Here is a 24,008-nt window from a genome sequence, read left to right as displayed (position 1 = left end):
CCCGGACCCGCCCACCAACACTCGTTCTTAGAGGTGGGCCGCTGCCACTACGACGCGGCAACGCAACTCGCCAAGTCACCCCCGCTCTTCGGCTCCGCCGACCACCTGGCCGGAATCGCGGCGGAGTGCGCCATCAAGGCGATGCTCCTCGACTTCTTCGGTTCCAAACAGGACACCCCGCTCGGGATCCCGTACAGCCCGGCGATCAGGAACAACCCGGCGGCGCCGAGCAAGACCCAGATCGAGAAGGCGAGGCGAGCCTCCGAACACTGTCACCTGCCCCACGTCTGGGACCAACTCCTCCTGCTCGCGAACGGCCACCGCGGCGCCACCGTGCTCGCGCAGATCCCCCAGCAGAACCCCTTCCGGGAATCCACCGACGAGTGGGACGTGGCCCACCGCTACCGTGACAGCAGGCAGATATCGGATCAGCGCGTGAAACGTCACCTCGCCGCGGCCCGTACCGTGATCGCCGCCTACCAACAGGCGAAGTAGCACAAAGCACAAAGCACAAACGCAGCCGAAGCCAAAGCCAGAGCCGAAGTGGAAAAGCAGGCGCCCGCCCCATGAACCCCACCCGATTCGACGCCGCGTGGCACGCCGCCCTGGGCCACGCCCACCGGACCGCCGAAACCGGCCGGGACACCGTCCTCGTACGCGACCTGTTCGGGCGTGCGTCGCTCCTCATCGACGACGAGTCCGAGCCACTGCCCGCCGAGGAGCTGGAATCGCTGGCGGAGGCGTTCCGACACGACACTCAGGCCTTCGCAGGCCCCCAACCCGTCCAGGCCGCGTCCACGATGTTCGCACCGGAGATGTTCTTCGCCTCCCCCGAACTCATCGTGCAGAACGAGGGCGAGCAAGGCCACCGAGGCCGCGTCGCCGTACTCGAACGGACCGTCGTGGGCGCCGACTGGGCCCGGGAGGCCGCACCGGGCGCTTCACCGCAGCCCGAGGTGCGAGAGCGACGCGTCGCCCTGTACGGGTTCAAGGGCGGAGTCGGGCGCTCCACCGCGACCGCCGTCCTCGCCCGCCATTTCGCCGAGAAGGGCCACTGCGTCCTCGTCGTCGACCTCGACCTGGAGTCCCCGGGAGTCTCCACACTCCTGCACGGCCTCGACGAGCTGCCCGAGCACGGCATCGTCGACCATCTGGTCGAGGCCGGCGTCGGCAACGCCGAAGGGCTTGAGTTGGTCACTCAGAGCTCGTTCTTCACCCCCACCCAGGGCAACGGCGAGATCTGGCTGGCGCCCGCCGGGGGCAGCCCCCGCGACGACTACGACTACCTCGCGAAGCTGAACCGCATCTACAGCGACCTCCCGCCCGCAGAACCGGGCGGCGCGCCCAAGCCGTTCTGCGTACGGCTGGAGGAGGCCATCGCCGCCTGCGAGGCGCAGGTGGCCGGAACCTCTCGGCAGCCGGACGTCGTCCTGCTCGACAGCCGCGCCGGCATCCACGACATCGCCGCCGTCACCCTTACCCAGCTCAGCGGGCTCTCCCTGCTCTTCACCGTCGACAACCCGTCCACCTGGTACGGCTACGGCATGCTGCTCTCCCAGTGGAAGCAGCGACCGGACCGCGCCGTCGACCTGCGCGAGCGGCTCCGTATCGTGGCCGCCATGTTCCGGTCCGTCGGGGACATACAGCGCCTGCACAAGCTCCGCGACAACGCCCAGAAGATGTTCGCCGACACGCTCTACGACGACGCCGAGGGCGCGGACCTGGACGCGTACCACCCGGCCCTGGAGGACGACCAGGCCCCGCACTCGCCCATCCCGATCCTCTTCAGCCACGACCTGATCGGCCTCGACCCGCTCCAGGACCGCGACTGGCCCGAACTGCCCTTCGTGGAGGCCGCGTACAAGAGGTTCCTCGACGAGGTCTACCAACTCGTCTTCCCGAGAGAGGAGCTGTCATGACGGACCGGGACCCGCTGTCCACCGACGAGTACCGGACGCTGCTCGCCACCGCCCCCGGCAGCGCCTTCGACGCCGACACCGTGAGCCCCGACGTCACGCGGCTGTTCACGCCGTCGAGCCACCGGCGTGCGCTGGACCCCGACGTGACAGTGGTGCGCGGCGCACGCGGTTCCGGCAAGACCGTGTGGACCAAGGTCCTCAGCGACGGCAGGATGCGCGAGATCGCGGCGGCCTCGTACATGATGCCCCGGCTGGAACGGATGACGGTCGCCACGGGCCATGCGAGGGGTGGCGAGCCGAACCTGCACCACCCCAGCAAGCACAGCATCAGCAAGCTCATGGAGGATCCCCGAGTCACACCCCAGCACCTCTGGTCCGCGGTCGTCCTCACCGGCCTCCGGGCCCCGGAGATCCTGCGCATCGAAGGCTGGGACAAGCGGGTCCGCTGGGTCGCCGACCACATGGAGTCCTACGAGCGGGCACTGTGGACGATCGACCAGGAGGCCCGCAAGAGCGGCCGCACCCACCTGCTCATCTTCGACGCCCTGGAGCATCTCCACAACGAGCGGCCGGTCGTCGACCAGCTGGTGTCCGGCCTCTTCGAAGTGGCACTGGACCTCCGCATGAGCACCAGCGCGATCCGGGCGAAGATCTTCGTCCGCCCGGACATGTACGAGAGCGCCCCCAAGCACTTCCCCGACGCCTCCAAACTCGGCGCCAACGCCACCGACCTGACCTGGACCACGGAGAACCTCTACGGCCTCCTCTACCACCAGCTCGGCAACCACCCGAGCCCCGAGGCGGAGAAGTTCCGTGCGTGGACGGGCAGTTGGCGCAGTGAGGGCGAAGGCAGGTGCATCGCCCCCGTCGACGTCATCGCCACCCCGAAACGCCAGCACGATCTGTTCGTCACCATGGCCGGCCCGTACATGGGCCCGAGCCACCGCCGTGGCCACACGTACACCTGGCTTCCCAACCACCTGCAGGACGGCAAGGGCCAGGTGAGTCCACGCACGCTCCTCCAGGCCGTCTCCACAGCGGCGACCATCAGCCGGGATCGATACCCCGCACACGAATACGCCCTTCACTACGACGCCATCCGCGCGTCCGTGAGTACCGCCTCCCAGATCCGCGTGGACGAGATCACGGAGGACATCCGTTGGGCGGCGGTCGCCGTCGAGCAACTGCGGGGCGGCCAGGTACCGATGCAGCCGTCCGTGGTCCTCGCCTACTGGCGGGACTCCTCCCTCTCCGCGAGGCTGCGCGAGGTCCTGGCGAACGGCTCGCAGGGCAGCGGCCCGGAGGATGTCGACAACCACCGTGAGCTGATCGACGAGTTGGAGAGGCTCGGCGTGATGACACGGCGCGCGGCGGGCGCCACCGACCTGCGCGACTACGCGGTCGACATCCCCGATGTCTACCGCCTGGCTTTCGGCATCGGCCGCAAGGGGCGTCTCCCGGCGCGCACACTGACCACAGGCAGATCCCGGTGCGCGGCCTTGAAGGCGGCGGAGGGCGCCGAACGCCCCGAGGGAGCGCGGGGAACTGCGCGACCAGCCACGACGGCGCCACAGACGACCGACGGCACATCGCGGCACTTCCACCCGGCACTTCCGGCGGAGCGCTCAGGCCGCCGCAGTCACTGCCATCAGGAAGTCGCCGTCGAGGTACGCCCGTTCCCCGTCGCCGCCGATCACCTCGACCGTCCGCCCGTCCAGATGCGGGACCTGCGTCCGCGTGTCCACGGGGCACAGCAGCCACAGCCCGTGCGGGTCGTCGGCCGGTCGGCGGGCCGCCGTCTGCAGCCGGACCAGGAGGTCGTGGCCGCCTTCGTCCCAGTACCGGGCGAGCAGCCCCGTGTCATGCAGGAAGAGGACCGTGCGAGGTGCCACGGCCCGCTCCAGCAGGGCCGCCTCCAGACGTACCCAGACCGCGCGGACGAACGAAGCCAGACCTCGCTTGATCTGCCCCGGCGCGGAGCCCGCGTCGGCGCGCAGGACCTTCTCCCAGTCCTGCCCCTTCTCCGCCGCCAGCGCGCGGAACTCGGCGAGGAACTCCCGCCCCAGGTCGACGGGTTCGACGGGGAACGCCGCGGCCACCGCCTCGGCGGCACCCGGCAGCCGGCTGCCCTTCACGGTCAGCGCGAGGAAACCGCCGCGCAGAACGCGGGAAGCGAGCCTGGCACGGGTGGCGGCGTGCGGATCCCCGTCCACCTCCGCGACCGCCGGGATGCCGGGGCCGGGCGACACGTAACTGGTGCCCGTCCCGGTGGACGTCCACTGGCCGACCGTCTCCAGGGCCGGCGGGAAGAACCGCTCCAGCTTGGTGTCGTACCGGAGCTCGAAGCGCGCCTCCCTGAGCGGGTCCTCCAGCTCGACGTACGTCGGCTCTCGCTCTGTGGAGAGCGCATCGAGCACGGGGAAGCGCGCACGCAGCCGCGCCAGCAGCTCGGCGACGGTGACGCCACGGTCCCGTCGTACTCCCGCCCCTGCCTGCGAGATGCGCAGGGCGCGGTCCAGGCTGAGGTCACGGGGGTACAGCTCCAGGCGCGGAGTGACCTCGGTCCCCACGGCGACGGCGGCTGCGAGGTCGACCAGCCGGGTGTCCGCGAGCGGGGCGAAGCCCTCCGGGGCGGGTACCGCGCGCAGGTCCCGGACCACCGCGGCTCGTCCCGGCAGTGGCTCCTGACGTGCCAGTCGCTCCGCCACCGACCCCAACTCGGCCGCATAGTCGGCCAGTTCACGGGGGCTCGGGTCGTCGGTCCCGGGCAGCGACTCCGCGGCGATCAGTACGGTGTCGCCTCGTCGGTGCACGGCCAGGCGCGGCTCGTGCTGTTCCACGCCCTCGCCGTCCCACAGCTCGGCCTCGGTGGCGGCCCGTACCACGGCCAGCGCCCTCGCGAGCGTACGCTCTGGCGTGTCGTCGCCCGCGCCGTGCCGGACGCGCAGCTCGGCGGCCGCCTCCTGCGCGGTCATGACCCGCCCGGCCGCCGTGACGATCTCGACCAGCTCTTCGCGCACCCGCCTCAGCCAGTCCGCCTCGGCCCACTGCTTGATCTCGATGCGGTGGTGACGCGAGACCGGCGGCTGCTTGATCTTGAGATGGTCTGCGATGCGGGCCTGGACCGGCCAAGGACCCAACGGCGACAGTCCGCCCTCCTCGGGCGGCAGACCCAGCGTGAGCCGGACCACCGGCGCACGGTGAGAACCCTTGCGACCGGGTTCGGGGGTGAGCCTGGCGGCCATGTCGTCTATCGAGAGGATCAGCGATCCGTCCGGCTCGGGGTCACCGTCCGTGCGTGTGGCCGGTACCGCGGGTCGGACGTCGGCCCCGGTGGGCTGCCGCAGGGCGATCGCCCACTGCTTGCGGCGCCGGTTGAGTTCCTTGCGTACGAGCGCACCCGCGCCCCGCGCCTTCGAGATCGCGTACGGCTGGACGTTGAGCAGCTCTCCCACCTTGGTGGCGCCCAGCCCGTGCGCGACGGACACGGCCCGGGGCGACAGGCCTGCGGCGTCCAGCAGGGTCTCGGCGTCCGCGGCCTCGGCGGCGGCGTCACGGGCCTCCTCCGCGTCCTCGGCCTGGGTACCGACCGTGGCCGGGGTGGTGGCCGGCTTGGTCGCGTCGGCAGCCCGGAACACCTCGCGCCACTCGTCGTGCATCTGCCGCAGCGTGTCGAAGCGGTGCTCGGTGTCGCGGTGCAGCGCTCGCCTGAAGAAGGACGTGAGGCCGTCGTTGAGAGCCGGTTCGAACAGCTCTGACGCGACGTACAGTTCGGCGGACTCGTTGGTGAGCGGGTCCACCTGTCCGTCGCCCCACATGGGGCGCTCACCGCCGGCCATCTCGTGCAGGGTGACGGCCGCCGCGTACCGCTCGGCGTGGTCGTCGTAGTACGGCCGCCGCAGGGAGCCGAGGAAGGGGTCGAGGTAGCCGCGCGTGCCCGCCTTGATGTCACGCTCGGAGGCGTCGGCGAGGGAGAAGTCGAACAGCTTCAGGCGCCAGATCCGGTCCTTGCTGTGGTGGATGCCGAAGTTGTCGGGCTTCAGGTCGCGGTGCAGGACGCCGTTGGCGGCCAGCTGGTCGAGCGCCCTGAACAGATCGTCGCCGAAGCGCTCCAGCTCGTGGTACGTCAACTTGCCCTTGCCTCGCAGCCGGGCACCCAGGGACTGCTCACCGGCGTACTCGAGCTGCAGGACGGTGCGTCCGCCGATCTCGCGCAGCCCTTCCCCCCGCAGTTGTACGACCGCGCCGCCCCCGACCTCCTTGAGGACGCCCGCCTCGGCACGCAGCCGTTCGGCCTTCTGCTCGTCCAGAGCGACCTTGAAGACGCGCTCGTCGATCTGTGTGCGGCCGTCCTCGTCCTCGACCACGCGCTCCACGAGAAGGGCGCGGGCCGTGGCGCCGGTGCCGAGAACGCGGCGTACGGACCATTCCGCGTCGAGCGACTGGCCGGGCAGCGCCTCCAGCGGGTCGACGCCGACGGCGGCGGGTGCCTCGGGCAGCACGCTGGCGCGCTCCGCCTTGTCCAGGAGGTCGAGGAACTCCTCGGCGGAGCCGAGGCGTTCGGTCACGTCGGAGCGGGTGGCCTTGAAGACGAGGTCGTCGAGGGCGTCCGAGAAACCGTCGGCGACGGCGTACAGATGCAGCCCCGAATCGGTGCGCAGGCGCTCGCTCAGCGCGCTGCGCTGAGTGGCGGGAGGCTGACCGGTGAGGATCAGGTACGCGACAGCGCCGAGGCCGAACATGTCCAGGTCTGCCGGTTCGGCGTACGGCTGGTCGGTCTCGGGGGCGAGATAGAGGCGGGCCGCGTCCTCGATCAGAGCGGCGTCGAGTGCCGAGCCGCCGATGGAGCGGAAGAAGGTGGCGTTGCTGTCGAAGTCGCGGGCCGCGGTCTGCCAGTCGGTGATGCGCAGCTCGGGGCGCGTCCCGTCGGACCGGAAGGAGACGTAGACGGAACTGGCCGCCAGGGCCCGGTGGTAGAGGGCGCGGTTGTGCGCGTAGCGGACCGCTTCGGCGAGCTGTCGTACGAGATCGAGGCGGATCTCGGGGGTGAGCTTGCCCCCGTAGATGGCCAGGTACTGGTCGAGGCGCAGGTCCGTGTGCCGGTGGCGGAAGAGGATCGCGGGTCCGCCATGGTGCTCGCGGATCTCGACGGCCTCGACGATGCCGCGGTGCGTGATGCCCTGCAGGACCTGGTACTCGCGGCGGGCCGCGCGATCGGTCGACTTCTTCGCGGCCTCGGTGGCCATATGGCCGACCAGGTAGATACGGACGCGGCCCTCCTCCTGGACGAGGCCGTCGTCGCGCGTGGCCAGGCGGTCCTCCCAGGACTGCCCGCGGTCCAGGGGGTGCGGCTGCAGCTTCCAGGCGTCGCCGAACCTGAGATGGGCCGTGGACTGCTGGACACCGATGGCCTTCAGCAGACGCGGCAGCGTATTCCGGGAGAAGTCGGGCGTGATGCGGCGGTCGGGGCGGTCGGGCGGCAGGCCGAGGAAGTCCTGCCAGATGCGCTTCAGGCCGGTGGGGCGGTCGTCGCGACCGTAGACCTTGACCTTCTGGACGTCGTCGAGATGGCTCTCGAGGTCCGGAGCCGAGAGGAAGATCGCCGGTTCCACACGCGGCACGGAGCGTTCGGGGATGCCCAACCTGCGGGCCGCCCACAGGAGTCTGCTCTTGAGGTCCTTCGACTTGGCATCGTTGAAGTGCAGCGGGTTGTTGATCGTCCGGGTGCGGTCGGAGCCTCGGAAGTTCCAGGTGGATCCGTTGTTCTCCAGGCGTCCTGGATGGCTCTTGATCTCGACCAGGTAAAGGCCGGCGGGTACCGCGATCAGCAGGTCGCACTCGTTGATACGGCCCGACTGCGCGGTGAAGGAGAAAGTGGCCCAGGCGCGATACGGCTCGGCGGCCGGCATCAGGCGACGCACATGGTCGAGAGCGTCCTGCTCCCAGGGGTACGGGGAGGGGCGATCCTGGAACCACTGCTGCGCCGGACGCGGCGGTCCCGGCTTGGGCACCGGCCGCGAGCCTCCTGCCGTCACCGTCCGACCTCCGCTGTCTCCTCACGCCCTTTCGGGCCAAAATCCCTGGTTGACCTTACCGCGCCCGACTGACAGGCAGCATCCGTTCGCCGTGCTCCCAAGGTGGGCGGGCAGGCGGCGACCGGCGAAGAGTTCAAGACCGAGCTGATCAAGCCTCGTCGGCCCTGGAAGACGCCGTCCGAGGTCGAGCCGGCCACCGCCGAGTGGGTCGACTGGTACTGCCACCGCCGACTGCACGGTGAGACAGGGCACATCCCACCGGCCGAACACGAGACCAACTACTACCGCGAAACCACGAAGCACCAGGTCACAGTCACCGCCTAGAGTCTCGATCAAACCCGGAACAGTTCACATTCCCCTCTGGTCGGAGGGCTGGCCATAAGGACGCTCATCCCCAGTGTTCCTCCTGGTAGCGCAGGAGGTCATCGCCGTGGAGCTGCTTGGTGGCGTTGCCGACCCGGACCCAGAAGTCGGTGGCGCCGTTGCCGCCCTTGGCGGGCTTGGCGAACACCGGCCTACCGGCCGCGGCAACGCCGATCTGACAGACGACGTTGCCGGAAATTTCGGGGAAGCGTACGCGGACGGTGGTCGCTGTCGGGGTCGACAGGCTGCTGTCGAGGAGTTGGCGTACGAAGAGCTCGTACCCGTCGACGTCGGCCTGCGACTCCAGAGTGGTGAGGTCGTTCTCGATGCCGAGGACAGTCCCGTCGTCGGCGACGCCGATAAACAGGTTTCCGCCCTCGCCGTTCAGGAAGCCGCAGACGGCCTTGACGATGTTGTGCCGTAGGGACTTGTCGGCCTGCCGGGTGTGCACGTTCCAGCGGGCACTGGCCTTGAACTCGGTGCCCTGGGACTCGCCGGCGGCGATCATGTCTGCCGGGGTGGTCGGGACGTAGGCGGGGCGTTCCCCCGTAAGGGTTTCGAACGCTTCCCGCACGACCTTGGCGATCAGCTGGCGCCGCCGTTCCAGGAAGGTGAAATAGTCGAGCTGTTCCCAGCCGACCGGGAGCGCGTGCCACCGTACCTGCCGCTCGAGCACCTCCGGGTCCATCGCTTCCGTGATTCTCGGCCAGTAGTCATGTGGTGCGTCGGTGTTGGACGGTTCATCTGCCGGCCACGTCACGTAGGCCATGTTGGCGATGGCATTGACTTGGCGCCGGTCGGTGATACCCAGTCTGGCGAGCGCCTTGCGGTGGAACAGGTTGTCCCGGTCGACAGCCCTGGCGGGTTTGGCTGAGGGGTCCAGCAGATCACGGATTCGTTGGTCGCCGAGGAGCATTTCGGCGTCGAGGATGTTGAGCGCCGCCTGGTAGGCGAACAGCACCGGTGAACGCGACGAGGAGGTGTCCAACCGGTTCGGCAGGGAGATATCCCAGTAGTCGCCGGTGAAGTTCGCTGCAATGATCCGGTCGAGTTCCGCGGTGAAGGCTCGGCCGTCACCTGGCGGCAGACTGCCGATGCGTCCCAGATCGAACTCCATCTGTGACTCCGGCGAGTTGGAGTACCTGCCGGTGGTGTGCGCCATGAAGAACCACCGTTCGATCACGGGGCGGAGTTCATCGGCCGTCAGCCCGAAGTCGTGGCGTCCGATCAGCCAGATCGTGTAGCTGTACAGCAGGGCGTTGTCGGAGGTGATCATCTTGCGGCTGCGGAAGCCGGCCGCCGTGACGCACTGGAAGAACTCATGCCAGCTGGTCAGGTCCAGGACCTTCGTGTGTGCTTGGGCGAGCCGGTCGAACTGCTCCTGCCGTCGAGCGGCGGTGACCTTGCCGGTTTCGAGGTCCTTTCCTCGCAGGACGCTATAGACGTGCTGCAGCCGGGCGCGCCGGAAGGCGACAGCGACGGCTACGCGCAGCAGCTGGTCCGGGCTGGGATCCAGAAAGGCGTTCCGAGGGCTCGGACCGGGGAGTCCTGCGATCACCGCGCCGCGGCTGAAGTCTTCAAGCTGGCGGCGCCCCTTCTCCCAATGCACTGACATCAGGGTGAGGATGAAGTCCGACTGGTTGAGCTTCACGCCTTCGGAGTTGATGCGCACGAAGATGTCGGCGACCTGCTCCTCGTTTGCCGAAGCGCCAAGCTCCACAACCTGAAAGCGGAACTCGTGCAGGTCCCGGACCCCGTCGATGCGTTCTTCGAGCTCATCCTTGGCAGCGTCCGACAAAGGCTGACCGCTGGCCTGTTCGAGCCGTTGAAAGAACTGCCGGACGGTGGGCTTGTAACCGCCGTGGGCCCAGAGCGCGGTGATGTCCGGAATGAAGTGGGCGTCACGCTCGATCGCCGCGTCCGTGACCTCGAAAGTCTGGTCCTCCGGGCGGAACGCGATGCGAACGTTGATCTCGTCGAAAGACTTAGTGACGATCTTGCGCCCGGTGAGGACAGCGAACAGGGCGGTGAGCCGCTGCTGCCCGTCAACGACCAACAGCTGGGGCGCTCGATCGCCGACTTGCGTTCCGATCTGCCGCGTCCCCACCTCAGCGCCGGTCTCCCAGAACATCAAGGTGCCGATCGGGTAGCCCCGATACATCGAGTCGAAGAGATCGCGGGTCTTCGCCGCGGACCAGACGAACGGGCGTTGGATGTCGGGGAGTCCGATACGGCCGCCTTCGATGTTCTCGATCAGGTGCCGGAGCGTGTAACCAGTGTCGCGGTACAAAGTGGGTGGCACAGCCGAGGGGCTCCTAACGTCCGAGGGCAACTGGCCGGCGGAAGCGGTCAGAGCGTGGGAACAGCATCAGTTTTCTACCACGCAGACACGCCGCAACGCAGGACCAATGGCCCTTGCCACAAGGAGGATTGCACGGCAGCGGGACCCAACTAGGGCCTGCCTGAAGTCGTGATCACTGGAGGCTGCACATCCAGATCACTGCTCCTCGCAGATGGAGGCCGGCGGTGCTGCCGCGGACTCCAGCCAGCGCCACCCCGGCCAGGGCGGTCACCACGGTCGCCGCCAGTGCGATCCGGGCGGACAGCACCCCGTCCCGGGCGAACAGCGGCCGACGCCTGCTCAGCACCCAGCCGCCAAGGACTGCCCAGGCCAGGCCGATGGCGATCAGTCCGGCGAAGGCGGCCTGGGTACGCGTCGGCAGAGCATCCGGCTCGGTGGCCCACAGCACCGCGATCATGGCCGCGCCGCATCCCCCGGCCAGGCCCACTGCCACGTGGCGCAGCCGGGACCGCAGTGACACCTCCGTGGCCAGCGCGCGCTCCAGTTGCTCGGGCACGGCCCGCTGCGCTGCACGGTTCTGCTCGCTCATGCCTCGTATCCCTTCTCGGCAAGGTGGTTGCGCAGCATGCGCCGAGCGCGATACAGCCTGCTCTTGACCGTGCTGGCCGGTACGCCGAGCACCTCCGCGCAGGAAGCCAGTGGCAGGTCCTCCAGGTGGAAAAGGATCAGCACCTCGCGCTCCAAGGGCGGCAGAGCAGCAAGACCTGCCTCGATCTGCATCATGGTGAGCACACTGCCGAGCTCGTCGTCGGCGACGACAGTCGAGGCTTCCTCCATGGCCGTCTCCGGAGCCTTGTACGTCTGCCGCAGATGGTCGGTGACCGTGCGCCGGGCGATGGTGAACAGCCAGGGGGCGAACCGCTCCGGCTGCCGCAGCCGCGGCCGACCGCGCACCACAGCGACCCACGCCTCCTGAGCAAGATCGTCCGCGAGGTGCGGAGAGCTGACCATGCCCCGGACATAGCGCCACAGCCGGGGGTGCCACATGGCCACCAGTTCGCGGAACGCCTCCCGCTCCCCAAGCTGGCAGCGGACAGTCGGGGAGCCATTTAGAGAGCCACCGCCCGCGACCGATGGCGCGCTCACCTGGACAGTCATTCATGGACACAGTGAAGCGCCCTGACCATGAACTCCGGCCCTGCCCGTCGGCCCGCTTCCAGAGCGGTTTTTTAAGCAGGGCTGTCTGAGAGGTACAAGCCAGAAGCGGCTGCACTGCATGCTCAAGCATCGCGGCGGAACCGTCCCGATGCCCCAGGACAGAGGCCGCCTGCACCTGGTCAGACCCCGCCGCGGCCGATCTCCGACCCCACGATTCATGGCTACTCTCGCGGCTACTTACGTAGCCGAGCGGTCCGGTTTGAACCGGTGCGGAACGGGGTGTGAGCGAGCCCCTGATCCGGCAAAGAAAGGCCTTTGACCAGCACTTTCGCTGGTCAGGGACCCTTGGCGGCAGACGAGTCGGGCTGTACGCCGGGTTCTGTTCCCAGGGTTCCTCGCGGAGCCCTGGGCGACGGCCATCCATCTACGACCGGCGTTGCCGCCGGCCTCCTGCGGTCTACCCGCGGACTCGGGCGGGCAGCCCTCGAACGTCCGCGCAGGGCCACCGGTTAAGGCGGCCCCTTCTTGACCTTGCTCCGGGTGGGGTTTACCTAGCTGCCCAGGTCGCCCTGGGCACTGGTGGTCTCTTACACCACCGTTTCACCCTTACCCGGCGCCGAAGCGCCGGGCGGTTTGCTTTCTGTGGCACTGTCCCGCGGGTCACCCCGGGTGGCCGTTAGCCACCACCCTGCCCTGTGGAGCCCGGACGTTCCTCGGGAAGCCCCCTGAGGGACTTCACGCGGCCGTCCGCCCGGCTCGTCTGCCGTGTGGACCATGTTACCGGCCTACGGGGGGCCGTCGTCGCCAGTACCGAGCCCGCGAGGATCAGAGCGAAGGCCACGGCGATCCCGGCGGTCAGGGACTCGTCCAGGAACAGGGCCCCGGCCGCCACCGCGACCGCCGGATTGACGTACGTGAAGACCGTCGCCCGCGTCGGGCCGACCTCCTTGATCAGCTCCAGGAAGGCCACGAAGGCGACCGCCGTGCAGATCGCACCCAGGGCGGCCAGGGAGGTCAAACTCTCAGCCGACGGCATCACGGCCGGCCGGGTCAGGGCCGCCGCGGGGGCGTAGACCAGGGCCGCGAGGGTCAGGCAGGCCGCGGTGAGGTGGAGGGAGGGGACGTCTCTCAGCCAGCGCGCCGCGATCAGGGGCGCCGTCGCGTAGCCCAGCACCGTCAACAGGACCTCCGCCAGGGAGCGGGCGTCGCCGCCGGTCAGGTGGGGGACGGTCAGGGTCGCCACGCCTGCCAGGCCCAGGAGGAGGCCGGTCAGGCGGCGGACGCCCAGGTGCTCCGTCTGGCCGAAGAAGCGGGCCAGGGCGACGCCGACTATCGGTACGCCGGCGATCAGCAGGCCCGCCGTCGAGCTGGACAGGTGGCGTTCCGCGTCGGTCAGGGTCCACCACGGGCCGATGATCTCTATGAACGCGAAGGCCAGCATCGGCCGCCAGTGCCGTCGTACCGTCCGGGGCAGGCCTCCCTGGCGGATCGCGAACGGGAGCAGGAGCGTCGCGCCCAGGGCGCACCGCGTGAACACCACCATCGACGGGGAGACCTCGTCCACCGCCACCTTGATCAGTAGATACGGGATGCCCCAGACCACGCTCATCAGGGCGAAGAGAAACCAGCCGCGTGCAGTCATGCGGCGAGTGTCGGTCGGCTCACACTCCCGTGTCTTGAACGCTGTTGCGGTACGCCGCCGGGGTGACGCCCAGGACGCGGCGGAACCAGCGCGTGAGGTGCGCCTGGTCCGCGAAGCCGACCAGGCCTGCGACCTCGGCCGGGCGCCGGCCCGTCTCCAGCAGGCCTCGTGCCCTGCTCACCCGGTGCTGGGCCAGCCAGGCGTACGGCGGCACCCCCATCGTCGTACGGAAGGCACGCAGGAGCTGGTAGCGGGAGAGGCCGAGGTCGGTGGCCAGGGACGCGAGGGACGGTGGGGCCGTGAGCTCGTCGGCGAGGCGGTCGCGGACGGTCCTCGCTATGTGATCGGCGCCCGCGACCGTGTCGGGGACCGCCCGGGCCGTGGAGTGGCGGCGGGCCAGGGCTGTCATGAGCCACGGGATGCGGGACTCGGCCTCCAGGGGGTCCGGGCAGGCGGCCAGTTCGGCGTGCGTGCGGCTCAGGGCGGTGGCCAGGTCGGGGTCGTCGAGGAGGGGGTCGCGGAAGTGCGGGGAGGCGGTGCCGAGGGTGCCGTCGGTCAGCAGGGACGGATGGGCGTACAGGGCCCGGTAGGCGTAGCCGCCGGTCTCTGCCGGGCCGCCTGTGTGCATCTCTCCCGGTGCCAGTACGACGATGGAGCCGGGGGCGGGGCGGATGCGGCCGCCCCGGTAGTCGATGATCTCGCTGCCGCCGAAGCACACGCCGATCGTGAACTCGTCATGGGCGTGCGGGGCGTAGACGTGCCGGTCGAAGCGGGCGGTGAGCAGGTCGAGCGGGGGGCCGTCCCGGCCGAGTCGCGCTCTGGTCCACAGTGCCTGTTCCTTCACCGCACACCCCCAGCGTGTCGTCCTGGGGGTGCAACACAGGCAGCGTCACAGAAAGTCCGCTGTCTCCAGCTCGAAACCGAAGGGCTCCGGGAGAGAGAGTGGTTTGCCCATTGGACGGGTGCAGTGCTCCCGATAGTCGTCCTTCTCGGGATCGCTGAACAGCGTGATCGAGGAGGCTTCGCGGTCAACGAGCAGGTAGAGCGGGATGCCGCCGCGGGCGTAGCACCGACGCTTGGCCTCACGATCGGCCCTGGGCTTGGTGGATGTCACCTCAAGCACCATGGTGACACCGTCGCAGGGCATCCATGAGTCCGCACCGCGGTAGAGGCGTAGTTCTCTGGGAGCGAAGGTGCCGTCAGGGATCACGCGATCTTTCTGGCCACCCCCACTGCCCGGCAGAATCAAACCCTTGGTTCCGGCGAACTGCATTCTGGTCCGGGAATTCAGATACACCTGCTCCAAGATCAGCCCGATGCAGTCCTCGTGATCCCCGTCCGGCGGCGGCGTCACAACGATCTCCCCCTCGATCAACTCGGCCCGGAAGCCCTCCGGCGTGTCCAGGGCGAGAAAGCCCTCCAGCAGGACCTCTTCCTGCGTGAGCGGCTCGTGGGCCATGGCAGTCATGTCACGCCCCTCCTTCGGTCGCTCGCCAGCCTGGGACATCGGAAGATCACCTGTCCGAGAGATCGGGAACCGTTCCCTCGATCGTGGCACAGGACCAGCGCCACCGTCAGGCGCCGAGCCGGTCACTTGACCCTGCCGCAACGTCAACGTCTCTACTGATCCCATGCGGATCGGAGAACTCGCCGCCGCCGTCGGCGTCACCACGCGCACGGTGCGGCACTACCACCATCAGGGGCTGCTGCCCGAGCCGGAGCGGCGGCCGAACGGCTATCGGGAGTACACGCTGCGGCATGCCGTCGTGCTGGCGCGGATCCGGCGGCTGACGGAGCTGGGGCTGGGGCTCGCGGAGGTGCGGGACGTGCTCGCGGAGGATGCCGGGAAGGATCTCGTCGAGGTGCTCACCGAGCTCGATGAGGACCTGGCCCGGCAGGAGGCGGCGATCCGGGAGCGGCGGGTGCGGCTGCGGGTGTTGCTGGAGGCGGAGGGCGGGCTGCCCGAGGAGGGACCCGTGTCGCCGCAGCTGGCCGCGCTGTTCCGGGACATGGCGCACCTGTCCGACTCCCCCATGGCCGCCAAGGACCGCGAGATGCTCGCGCTGATCGAGACCACGGCCGGTCCCGAGGCACGGGATCAGCTCATGGGCGCGCTGGGGAGTGCGCTCGACCGGCCGGGCGGCAAGGAGCGGGCCCTCGCCGCCTACGCCCTGCTCGACGAACTCGTCGACGCCGACCTCGCCGACCCGCGTGTGGAGGAGGCGGCCCGGGCCCTCGCGGACTGCCTGCCCCGCGATCTGCTTCCGCAGCCGTTGGACGTCGACCCCGACAACAGTTTCCTGCGCGCCTTCTACGCCGACTTCGCCCCGGCCCAGGCGGAGGCGATCCGCCGCACCCTGCGCCTGCTCATGGAAGGGGACGGGCCGTGATGCGGACCGCGCTCGTCCTCCTCCGGCACGAGGTGCGGCTCGTCGCCAGTCTCTGGCTGTGGGCGATCCGGCGCCGGCACGGGGTCGGGGACGGGGACGGCATCGGCTACGGGTACTCGCGCGGGCAGGGCACGATGATGCTGGGATTCGGGTTCGTGATCGTCATCGAGTCGATCATGATGTCCGTGCTGTTGCGGAACTACCCGGCGGTGCAACGGGGGTGGTTCATGGTCGACATGTACACCCTCGTGATCATCATCGGGATGCACGCCGCGTCCGTCGTACGACCGCACGTCCTCGACGCCGGCTACCTGCGCATCCGCCGTGCCGCGCACGTCGATCTGCGCATACCGCTGGAGAAGATCGCGCACGTGCGCCGCGAGCTGCGCACCACCCATGAGCGGGCCGACGGTGAACTCAACCTCGCCATCGGTGCGCAGACGACCTTGACGCTCGAACTCACCGAGCCCGTGGCCCACTTCACGTTCCTGGGCCGGCGGCGGGACGTCCGACTCGTGCGCTTCCACGCCGACGACTCCGACAGCCTCGTACAGACGGTCGTACGGGCGGTCAAGCAGGCTCGAACCGCACCTTCGGCGCTTCCGGATCTGCCTGTGTGAGGCGGACCCTGAGCCGCTCCCCCAGCGGCAGCGCACCCGTGCCCTCGATCCGGCCGATTACCGCCGGTGACTCCAACTGCACGGTCCCTACGGCGGGTTGACGCTCCTCCACCTCCACCACCCAGCCGTCGAACACCTCCCCCACCCGGTCCTTGAGCAGCGCCGCCTCCACGAGGTCGAGGCACGCACGCTCGACCGTGCCCGCGCGCCGGGTGCCCTCGGCCATCCGGGCGGGCAACGCGTCAAGGACCGCGAGAACCCAGTCGGGGACCGGCCGGCCGGCGGCGGCTGCGAGGCAGATCTCGGAGGTGTGGCGATCGGCCAGGCGACGCAAGGGGGCCGTGCAGTGGGCGTAGGGGGCGGCCACGGCGGAGTGTGTGGTGATGTCCGGCAGGGCTCCGTCCCGGAAGACCGTGTAGCCGGCACCGCGCAGCAGCGTCGTGCACTCCTGGAGGAAGGCGGCGTGGTTCGGGCGGTGGGGGTCGAGGGAGCGGACGAGTTCGGCGTACGAGACGTGGTGCGGCCAGTCGACGTGCAGGGCGTGCGCGGTACGGCGCAGACGGCCGACGGCGCCGTCGGGGGCGGCGGGGAGGGTGCGCAGGATGCCGGTGCCGGCCGCGAGCATCAGGTCGGCGGCGGCCATGCCCGTCAGCAGGGAGATCTGGGAGTTCCAGCCGTCGGCGGGGAGCGGGGCGCGATAGACGAGCTCATAGGCGTGATCGCGCTCGACGATCTCCTGCTCGGGCACGCTGAGCGAGATTCCGCCCCGCTCCACCTCCAGCCGCTCCCTCAGCTCCCCGATCTCCTTCAGCAGGGCCAGCGGTTCCTCGGCGGTTTTCTCGTCGATCTGCTTCTGTACGCCCGCGTAGTCCAGCTTGGCCCGGCTGCGGACGAGGGCGCGGCGGACGTCGACGGCGAGCGTACGGCCGTCCCCGTCGAGGTCGATGGTCCACAGGACGGCGGGGCGGTCCTGGTCCGGGAGCAGGCTCGCCGCGCCCTCGCTCAGCAGCTCCGAGTGGAGCGGGACCTTCCCGTCGGGGAAGTAGAGGGTGGTCACCCGCCGCTGCGCCTCCTGGTCGAGCGCGCCCGACGGTACGACGAAGGCGGCGACGTCGGCGATGGCGTACCGGACGCGGTAGCCGGTGCGAATGCCGGTGCCGGTTCCCTGCCGGGACAGGTGCATCGCCTGGTCGAGGTCGGTGGAGGTGGGCGGGTCGATGGTGAGGAACGGGATGTCGGTGGCGTCGTACGAGTCGTGCGACGGGAGGGCGGGGGCCTTCGCGGCCCGCTCGGCCTCCGCCAGTACCTCGGGCGGGAAGCTCCCTGGGACGCCGAGTTCGGTACGCAGCGCGGTGAGGGCGGCCCGGAGGGGGGCTTCGGGGGCGCCGGTCACTCGGATGTGGCGGCGGGGCATGAGTCGAGCGTAGGGCGAGGGTGGCCGAGTGGCACGCCGTAACCTGTGGTGGGGTTCGATCGAAGGAGTACGTGTGCTTGTCCTGCTGCCGCCTTCCGAGGGGAAGGCCCCGTCCGGCCGGGGTGCCTCGCTGAAGCTGGAGTCGCTGTCCTTGCCGGGGCTCACCGAGGCCCGGGAGGCCGTACTGAGTGAGCTGGTCGAGCTGTGCCGCGGCGACGAGGACAAAGCGCGGGACGTCCTCGGGCTGAGCGAGGGGCTCCGGGGGGAAGTCGCGAAGAACGTCGAGCTGCCTACGGCGGGGGCGCGGCCGGCCGGGGAGATCTACACCGGCGTGCTGTACGACGCCCTCGACCTGGCGTCGCTGGACGCGGCGGCGAAGAGGCGGGCTACCCGGTCGCTGCTCGTGTTCTCGGGATTGTGGGGCGCCGTGCGCGTCAACGACCGCATCCCCTCCTACCGCTGCTCGATGGGCGTGAAGCTGCCCGGCCTCGGTGCGCTCGGGGCGCACTGGCGGGCGCCGATGGCGGACGTGCTGCCCGAGGCGGCCGGGGACGGTCTGGTGCTGGATCTGCGGTCGTCTGCGTACGCGGCGGCGTGGAAGCCGAAGGGCGAGATCGCCGGGCGGACGGCGTCGGTCCGTGTGCTGCATGCGCCGACCCGGAAGGTCGTCAGCCACTTCAACAAGGCGACGAAGGGGCGGATCGTACGGAGCCTGCTGACGGCGGGTGCCGTGCCCGCGGGTCCGGCCGGGCTGGTGGAGGCGCTGCGGGACCTCGGGTACGAGGTGGAGGTGGAAGCGCCGGCCAAGGGCGGGAAGGTGTGGACGCTGGATGTGCTGGTGGCGGAGATCCACTAGCGAGGAGAGCCGCCCGTTGCAGGCGTTGCAACGAGCTTTGCGCAGGATGCTCGCCGTCGGCAGGATGAGGCCATGACCTCAGTCCTGGATCTCGCGCCCGTCGTCCCCGTGGTGGTGGTCGACGACCCCTCCGACGCCGTACCCCTGGCCCGGGCGCTGGTCGCGGGCGGGCTGCCCGCGATCGAGGTGACGTTGCGGACGCCGGCCGCGCCGGCGGCGATCAGGGCGATCGCGGACGCGGTGCCGGACGCGGTGGTCGGGGCGGGCACGGTGATCACGCCGGAGCAGGTGACGGACGCGGTCGCGGCGGGGGCGGGCTTTCTGGTGAGCCCCGGCTGGACGGACGTACTGCTGGATGCCATGCGTGCGTCCGGGGTGCCGTATCTGCCGGGGGTGTCGACCACGTCCGAGGTGGTGGCGCTGCTGGAGCGCGGGGTGCGGGAGATGAAGTTCTTCCCGGCCGAGGCGGCGGGCGGTACGGCGTATCTGAAGTCGCTCGCCGGGCCGCTGCCGCAGGCACGGTTCTGCCCCACGGGGGGAATCGGGCCGGGCAACGCGCCGGAGTATCTGTCCCTGCCCAACGTCGGCTGCGTTGGCGGCACTTGGATGCTTCCGGCGGACGCGATCGCCGCGCGGGACTGGATCCGGGTGGAGAAGCTGGCCCGGGAGGCCGCGGGGCTGCGGAACGGCTCAGGCGCGCAGGTGTGACGTGTCGTTGAAGAGCCGCACGCTCGCGTTGCCGTCGGCGTAGTACGCCACCGCGGAGAGGGAGGCCGCCGAGAGTTCCATCCGGAACAGGGACTCGGGCGGGGCGCCCAGGGCAAGGCGTACGAACGTCTTGATCGGGGTGACGTGCGTGACCAGGAGGACCGTGCGGCCGGCGTACGCCGCGATCAGCTTGTCGCGGGTGGCGGCGATGCGGGTGGCGGTCGCCGCGAAGCTCTCGCCGCCGCCGGTGGGCCGGGCCTCGGGGTCGGCCAGCCAGGCGTTGAGGTCGTCGGGGTGACGCTCGCGGACCTCGCCGAAGGTGAGCCCCTCCCAGGCGCCGAAGTCGGTCTCGCGCAGACCGTCGTCGACGCTCACGTCAAGGCCCAGGCGGGCGGCGACGATGCCGGCGGTCTCCCGGGTACGGGCCAGCGGCGAGGCCACGACTGCCTGGATCGTCCCGCGCCGGGCGAGTGCGGCCCCGACCCGCTCGGCCTGGTCCCGGCCGACGTCGGAGAGGGCCGGATCGGTACCGCCGCTCCCCGAGAACCGCTTCTGCGGCGTCAGGGGCGTCTCCCCGTGCCGCAGCAGAACGAAGGTCGCGGGCGCCCCCATGTCGGCAGGAGCCCAGCCGGACGACGGCGCGGCCACGGTGCGCGCGGCCCTGACATCGGCCTCGGCCTTCCCGGGCGCGGTGGAGGCCGGCCCCTCGGCCAGCGCCGCACGCGCCCGTGCCGCGCCCGCGGCGGCGTCTCCCGGCGGGCCGGACGGCTCGGCCTCTGCCGCGGCCCGCGCAGCCCGCGCAGCCCGCGCGTCCGCCGCCGCCAGTTCGGCCGTGGAAGCCGCGGGCGACCACTGCTCGCCCCGCCGCCCGGCATCCATCGCCTCGTTGGCGAGCCGGTCGGCGTGCTTGTTCTGCTCCCGGGGGATCCACTCGTACGTCACCTGAGACGCCGGGAAGACGGCTGCCGCCTCGAACGCCAGCGGCTTCATGTCGGGGTGCTTGATCTTCCAGCGGCCCGACATCTGCTCGATGACCAGCTTGGAGTCCATGCGGACGTGGACCGTGGCCGTCGGGTCCAGTTCATGCGCGGCGCGCAGGCCGGCCAACAGGCCGCGGTACTCGGCGACGTTGTTCGTGGCGACGCCGATGTACTCGGCCGCCTCGGCCAGCGTCTGCCCCGTCACCGCGTCGATGACCACGGCACCGTAGCCCGCGGGCCCCGGGTTGCCCCGTGACCCGCCGTCGGCCTCGACGATGAACTCCCGCACGGCACAGGCTCCTAGAGGCCGGACTCGGCCGTACGCACCAGAATCCGGCGGCAGTTCTCGCACCGCACCACGGTGTCCGGCGCCGCCTGGCGGATCTCGTTCAGCTCGGTGATGGCGAGCTCCTGGCGGCAGCCCTGGCAGCTGCGCTGGTACAGCTTGGCCGCGCCGATGCCGCCCTGCTGCTGGCGCAGCTTGTCGTAGAGCTTGAGCAGGTCCGCGGGGACCGAGCCCGCCATGACCTCGCGCTCCTTCGTGACCGTGGCCACCTCGCCGTCGATCTCCTCGAACGCGGCTTCCCGGCGGGCGGTCGCGTCGTCGACCTTCCCCTGCACGGCGCCGACCCGCTCGGTCAGCTCGGCGACCCGCTCCTGCGCGGACTCGCGGCGCTCCATGACCTCCAGGACGACGTCCTCCAGGTCACCCTGCCGCTTGGCGAGGGAGGCGATCTCGTGCTGGAGGTTCTCCAGGTCCTTCGGGGAGGTGACGGCACCGGAGTCCAGGCGCTGCTGGTCGCGGGCGGCGCGCCGGCGCACCTGGTCCACGTCCTGCTCGGCCTTGGTCTGCTCGCGGGCGCAGTCGCTCTCCTCGGTCTGCGCGGCGACGAGCAGGTCGCGCAGCTGCGTGTGGTCCTTGGTCAGCGACTCGATCTCGGCGTGCTCGGGCAGCGACCTCCGCCGGTGCGCGAGCTGCTGGTGGCGGACGTCGAGGGCCTGGACGTCGAGGAGGCGGATCTGGTCGGCGGGCTCGGCGTTCAGTTGGGGGCTCCAGATGTATCCGTGATGGCGGACGCCGCGTGGGCGGTCCAGGGGTCGGTGACCGTCTTCGAGACGTGGACGCGCAGGTCCCATCCGTTGCGGTCGGAGATCTCGTCGAGCTGGGTGGCGGCCAGCTCGCACCAGGGCCACTCGGTGGCCCAGTGCGCCGCGTCGAGCAGCGCGAGAGGTGTGTGGGCGGAGCTGTGGGCGCGGTCCGCGATGAACTCCGACGCCGGGTGGTGGCGCAGGTCCGCGGTGAGGAAGGCGTCGACGCCGGCGGCGCGCACGTCGTCGAAGAGGCTGTCGCCGGAGCCGCCGCTCACGGCGACCGTGCGAACGGTGGCCTCCGGGTCGCCGGCCACGCGGATGCCCTGCGCGGTGGCGGGCAGCCGCTCGGCGGCCCGGGCGGCGAGTTCACGGACGGTGAGCGGGTGGTCGAGTTCGCAGACACGGCCCAGGCCCCTGCGGCCTTCCGGGTCGCTCGGGTCCGGCACCAGCGGGCGTACGACTCGCAGGTCCAGCGCGCCGGCCAGCGCGTCGCTGACGCCGGGGTCCGCCGTGTCGGCGTTGGTGTGCGCCACGTGCAGGGCGATGTCGTTCTTGATGAGGGTGTGGACGACCCGGCCCTTGAAGTGGGTCGCCGCGACCGTCGTCGTACCGCGCAGGTAGAGGGGGTGGTGGGTGACGAGCAGGTCGGCGCCCAGCTTCACCGCCTCGTCCACGGTCTCCTGGACCGGGTCGACGGCGAACAGGACCCGGGAGACCTCCTGGTCGGGGTCGCCCACGACGGTGCCGACCGCGTCCCAGGACTCGGCCCGCTCGGCGGGCCACAGGTTCTCCAGCGCGGCGATGACTTCAGACAGACGGGGCACGCAGGCAAGGCTACCTGCCTGGTCCGTACGGCTGTACCGGCACGGGAGGCGGCGTAAGGCTCCCGCGGGTCATGCCCCCGCCGGCTCCAGGTCGTCCGGGTGGGCCACCCTCCGGTCCCCCTGACCCCGCTCAGCACAAGCACCCCCGTTTCCTCAGGCGAATCGTTCCTCGGCCACCCCTTTGTGTGAAGCGGGCCTCGCCGATCCCACGCCTGTGCGTGCGAAAACTAGCTTCGTTACCGGAGGTGACCGGACCATGACGGCCTGTGCGATCGAACCTGCGGCGGAGCACGAGGACGGCGACGCGCCTCGGGCGGGATGCACCATCACGGCGGACGGTTCCTACGCGGCCCGCCTCGCGCCGGCCGGCGACTGCTGGTTCCCGGAGCGCTGGACCCTGGACGGCCCCGAGCCCTACGCCGTGCCGCTGCCCGCCCACCAGCCGGAGGAGCCCGGCACCGAGGTGCAGCCGATGGGCGACGGGCGGGTCCTGATCTGCCGCCCGACCGACGGACGGCACCTCTTCTCGCTGCTGTATCCGACCGGTCCCGGCACCGGCGAGCTGCTGCTCGGCGCGGTCCGGTGCCCGCCGGAGCAGACCCGGCTGCGGATGCTGCCCCCGGCACCGGGCGGCGGCAGGGCCTACGCCCTCGCGGTGGGCCGGCACTCCAGCGCGGTGTGGCTGGTGGCGGGGGGTGCGTTCGGGCCGGAGCAGCTCGCGGAGGTCCCGGGGCGCTGCTCGGGCGGGGTGTGGCTGGACCGGGGGGGGCGGATGCTGGCCCTCGACCGTCTCGACCCGGAGCCCGGGGGCCGTACGAAGGCCGTCGTGGTCGACCTGGAGCGGGGCGGCGAGGTGTCGCCGCTGCTGCAGATCGCGGACGGCAGCGACGACCGGCTGCTGCTCGCCGACCCGGACAGCGGGCTGCTGCTGATCGGCTCGGACGCGCCCTCGCCCGGGCAGGAACGATTGGGCTGGGGCGTGCTGGGCAGCACGCTGCCGGTGCGCTTCCCGGAGTGCCTGCGGATGCCCGACTGCGCGGTGACGCCGTTTGCGATCCAGCCGGGGCAGGTGCTGACGCCGGAGAGCTGCGGGGTGGCGTTGCGGGTCGACGGGCCGGTCGGGAGTTGGGTCGGGGTGTGGCGGCCCGCCGAACGGCAGGTACGTCATCTTCCGGCACCCGAGGGATGGTTGGCGGGTGCCGGGTGGTGGACGCGGGACGGGGTGCTGCAACTGCCGTATGCCACCGAGGAGGTGCGCTGCGGGGTGGCTCGGGTGGAGGTGCCTTCGTCGGGGGCGTCGGCCTCGAACTCGGCCTCCGGGAAGCCCGATTCGGCATCGAGCGAGCCGTCGGAAACGGACCCTCCGGCTCCCGTCACCCCCGTCCCGTGCCTTTGCAGCAAGCCCCCTTGGGCGGTCTTGTAACGAAGTAGTGGCGGTTGGCGTGGCCGCCTGGATTCGGCCCCTGGGGGTTGGTTAAACTCGCCCGGCTGTGAGCAAAAGATCATGTTGACGGGGTGAGTTTTCCGATGAGCAACGCCAGCACGACCCAGCCGGGGCCGGCCGACGTTCACGACGTTCAGAAGGACACCGGTCACGGCAGGCACCGGGGTCCGGTGTCCGCCCAGGACGGCGAGACGGCCCCCCGCGGCCGTCACCGCAAGCCGGCTGAGGAAACCGGGACGGCGGCCTGACGCCGGTTCCGCA

General features: G+C 70.5%; 17 protein-coding genes, 1 other RNA gene and 2 pseudogenes. 8 read left to right on the top strand and 12 right to left on the bottom strand.

Going from position 1 to position 24,008, the window contains the following annotated elements:
• Positions 1-33: 33 nt before the first annotated feature.
• Both OHO27_RS30305 and OHO27_RS30300 read left to right on the top strand, forming a co-directional pair.
• Complete coding sequence (locus tag OHO27_RS30305) at positions 34-495, top strand: hypothetical protein (protein ID WP_328428139.1); 462 nt, start codon at positions 34-36, stop codon at positions 493-495.
• A gap of 71 nt (positions 496-566) precedes the next feature.
• The gene (locus OHO27_RS30300) at positions 567-1,919 is read left to right on the top strand and encodes a KGGVGR-motif variant AAA ATPase (protein ID WP_328428138.1); all 1,353 of its coding nucleotides are present in this window, start codon (positions 567-569) and stop codon (positions 1,917-1,919) included.
• 1,625 nt (positions 1,920-3,544) lie between these two features.
• Here the strand turns inward: OHO27_RS30300 and pglW are convergent.
• A complete protein-coding gene (pglW, locus tag OHO27_RS30295) occupies positions 3,545-7,930 on the bottom strand; it encodes a BREX system serine/threonine kinase PglW (RefSeq protein ID WP_328428137.1) in 4,386 nt (1,461 codons plus the stop codon).
• Between the two features lie 126 nt (positions 7,931-8,056).
• Here pglW and OHO27_RS30290 point away from each other — a divergent pair, with 126 nt between their 5' ends.
• Positions 8,057-8,278, top strand: a complete 222-nt coding sequence (locus OHO27_RS30290) for a hypothetical protein (protein ID WP_443059629.1) — start codon at positions 8,057-8,059, stop codon at positions 8,276-8,278.
• Between the two features lie 64 nt (positions 8,279-8,342).
• On the opposite strand, the gene OHO27_RS30285 is transcribed toward OHO27_RS30290, so the two are convergent.
• The 7 genes and pseudogenes from OHO27_RS30285 to OHO27_RS30255 form a co-directional block, all read right to left on the bottom strand.
• Entirely contained in the window at positions 8,343-10,619 is a 2,277-nt protein-coding gene (locus tag OHO27_RS30285; RefSeq protein WP_328428136.1) for a GmrSD restriction endonuclease domain-containing protein, read from the bottom strand.
• 172 nt (positions 10,620-10,791) lie between these two features.
• On the bottom strand, positions 10,792-11,208 hold the full coding sequence (locus tag OHO27_RS30280) for a transmembrane transport protein (protein WP_328428135.1): 417 nt from the start codon (positions 11,206-11,208) through the stop codon (positions 10,792-10,794).
• On the bottom strand, positions 11,205-11,765 hold the full coding sequence (locus OHO27_RS30275) for an RNA polymerase sigma factor (protein ID WP_328428134.1): 561 nt from the start codon (positions 11,763-11,765) through the stop codon (positions 11,205-11,207). The genes OHO27_RS30280 and OHO27_RS30275 overlap by 4 nt, the downstream gene beginning before the upstream one ends.
• A 364-nt stretch (positions 11,766-12,129) precedes the next feature.
• An RNA gene (gene rnpB / locus OHO27_RS30270) (RNase P RNA component class A) lies at positions 12,130-12,536 on the bottom strand.
• Positions 12,537-12,636: 100 nt separating this feature from the next.
• Positions 12,637-13,419 (bottom strand): annotated as a pseudogene (locus OHO27_RS43225) (DMT family transporter); the annotation flags it as partial.
• A 19-nt stretch (positions 13,420-13,438) separates the two neighbouring features.
• Positions 13,439-14,263 carry an AraC family transcriptional regulator gene (locus OHO27_RS30260; RefSeq protein ID WP_328428132.1) on the bottom strand — a complete coding sequence of 275 codons (825 nt, stop codon included), beginning with the start codon at positions 14,261-14,263 and terminating at the stop codon, positions 13,439-13,441.
• A gap of 45 nt (positions 14,264-14,308) precedes the next feature.
• The gene (locus OHO27_RS30255) at positions 14,309-14,887 is read right to left on the bottom strand and encodes a Uma2 family endonuclease (protein WP_328428131.1); all 579 of its coding nucleotides are present in this window, start codon (positions 14,885-14,887) and stop codon (positions 14,309-14,311) included.
• A 163-nt stretch (positions 14,888-15,050) separates the two neighbouring features.
• On the opposite strand from OHO27_RS30255, the gene OHO27_RS30250 reads away from it, so the two are divergent.
• Both OHO27_RS30250 and OHO27_RS30245 read left to right on the top strand, forming a co-directional pair.
• Positions 15,051-15,809, top strand: coding sequence for a MerR family transcriptional regulator (locus tag OHO27_RS30250; RefSeq protein WP_328428130.1), 759 nt, complete (start codon positions 15,051-15,053; stop codon positions 15,807-15,809).
• Positions 15,809-16,429, top strand: a complete 621-nt coding sequence (locus tag OHO27_RS30245) for a hypothetical protein (protein ID WP_328428129.1) — start codon at positions 15,809-15,811, stop codon at positions 16,427-16,429. The genes OHO27_RS30250 and OHO27_RS30245 overlap by 1 nt, the downstream gene beginning before the upstream one ends.
• Here OHO27_RS30245 and OHO27_RS30240 read toward each other — a convergent pair.
• Complete coding sequence (locus OHO27_RS30240) at positions 16,380-17,843, bottom strand: RNB domain-containing ribonuclease (RefSeq protein WP_328428128.1); 1,464 nt, start codon at positions 17,841-17,843, stop codon at positions 16,380-16,382. The genes OHO27_RS30245 and OHO27_RS30240 overlap by 50 nt on opposite strands.
• A gap of 73 nt (positions 17,844-17,916) precedes the next feature.
• Here OHO27_RS30240 and yaaA point away from each other — a divergent pair, with 73 nt between their 5' ends.
• Positions 17,917-18,699, top strand: a complete 783-nt coding sequence (yaaA, locus tag OHO27_RS30235; protein WP_328428127.1) for a peroxide stress protein YaaA — start codon at positions 17,917-17,919, stop codon at positions 18,697-18,699.
• Between the two features lie 72 nt (positions 18,700-18,771).
• Complete coding sequence (gene eda / locus OHO27_RS30230) at positions 18,772-19,407, top strand: bifunctional 4-hydroxy-2-oxoglutarate aldolase/2-dehydro-3-deoxy-phosphogluconate aldolase (protein ID WP_328428126.1); 636 nt, start codon at positions 18,772-18,774, stop codon at positions 19,405-19,407.
• Here eda and OHO27_RS30225 read toward each other — a convergent pair.
• The 3 genes from OHO27_RS30225 to OHO27_RS30215 are packed head-to-tail and all read right to left on the bottom strand — an operon-like array spanning position 19,390 to position 22,303.
• Positions 19,390-20,676, bottom strand: a complete 1,287-nt coding sequence (locus OHO27_RS30225) for a bifunctional RNase H/acid phosphatase (RefSeq protein ID WP_328428125.1) — start codon at positions 20,674-20,676, stop codon at positions 19,390-19,392. The genes eda and OHO27_RS30225 overlap by 18 nt on opposite strands.
• Before the next feature lie 11 nt (positions 20,677-20,687).
• Positions 20,688-21,431: a zinc ribbon domain-containing protein gene (locus OHO27_RS30220; RefSeq protein ID WP_328430598.1), complete on the bottom strand. Its 744-nt coding sequence runs from the start codon at positions 21,429-21,431 to the stop codon at positions 20,688-20,690.
• Positions 21,428-22,303, bottom strand: coding sequence for a Nif3-like dinuclear metal center hexameric protein (locus OHO27_RS30215; protein WP_328428124.1), 876 nt, complete (start codon positions 22,301-22,303; stop codon positions 21,428-21,430). The genes OHO27_RS30220 and OHO27_RS30215 overlap by 4 nt, the downstream gene beginning before the upstream one ends.
• Positions 22,304-22,559: 256 nt before the next feature.
• Here OHO27_RS30215 and OHO27_RS30210 point away from each other — a divergent pair.
• Positions 22,560-23,734, top strand: a pseudogene (locus OHO27_RS30210) (hypothetical protein).
• Positions 23,735-24,008 lie beyond the last annotated feature (274 nt).

Origin of the sequence: Streptomyces sp. NBC_00443 (assembly GCF_036014175.1) — a bacterium.
Taxonomy (GTDB): domain Bacteria; phylum Actinomycetota; class Actinomycetes; order Streptomycetales; family Streptomycetaceae; genus Streptomyces.
The sequence above is the reverse complement of the archived record's forward strand: the minus strand, read 5'-3'. Positions and strand labels throughout refer to the sequence as shown.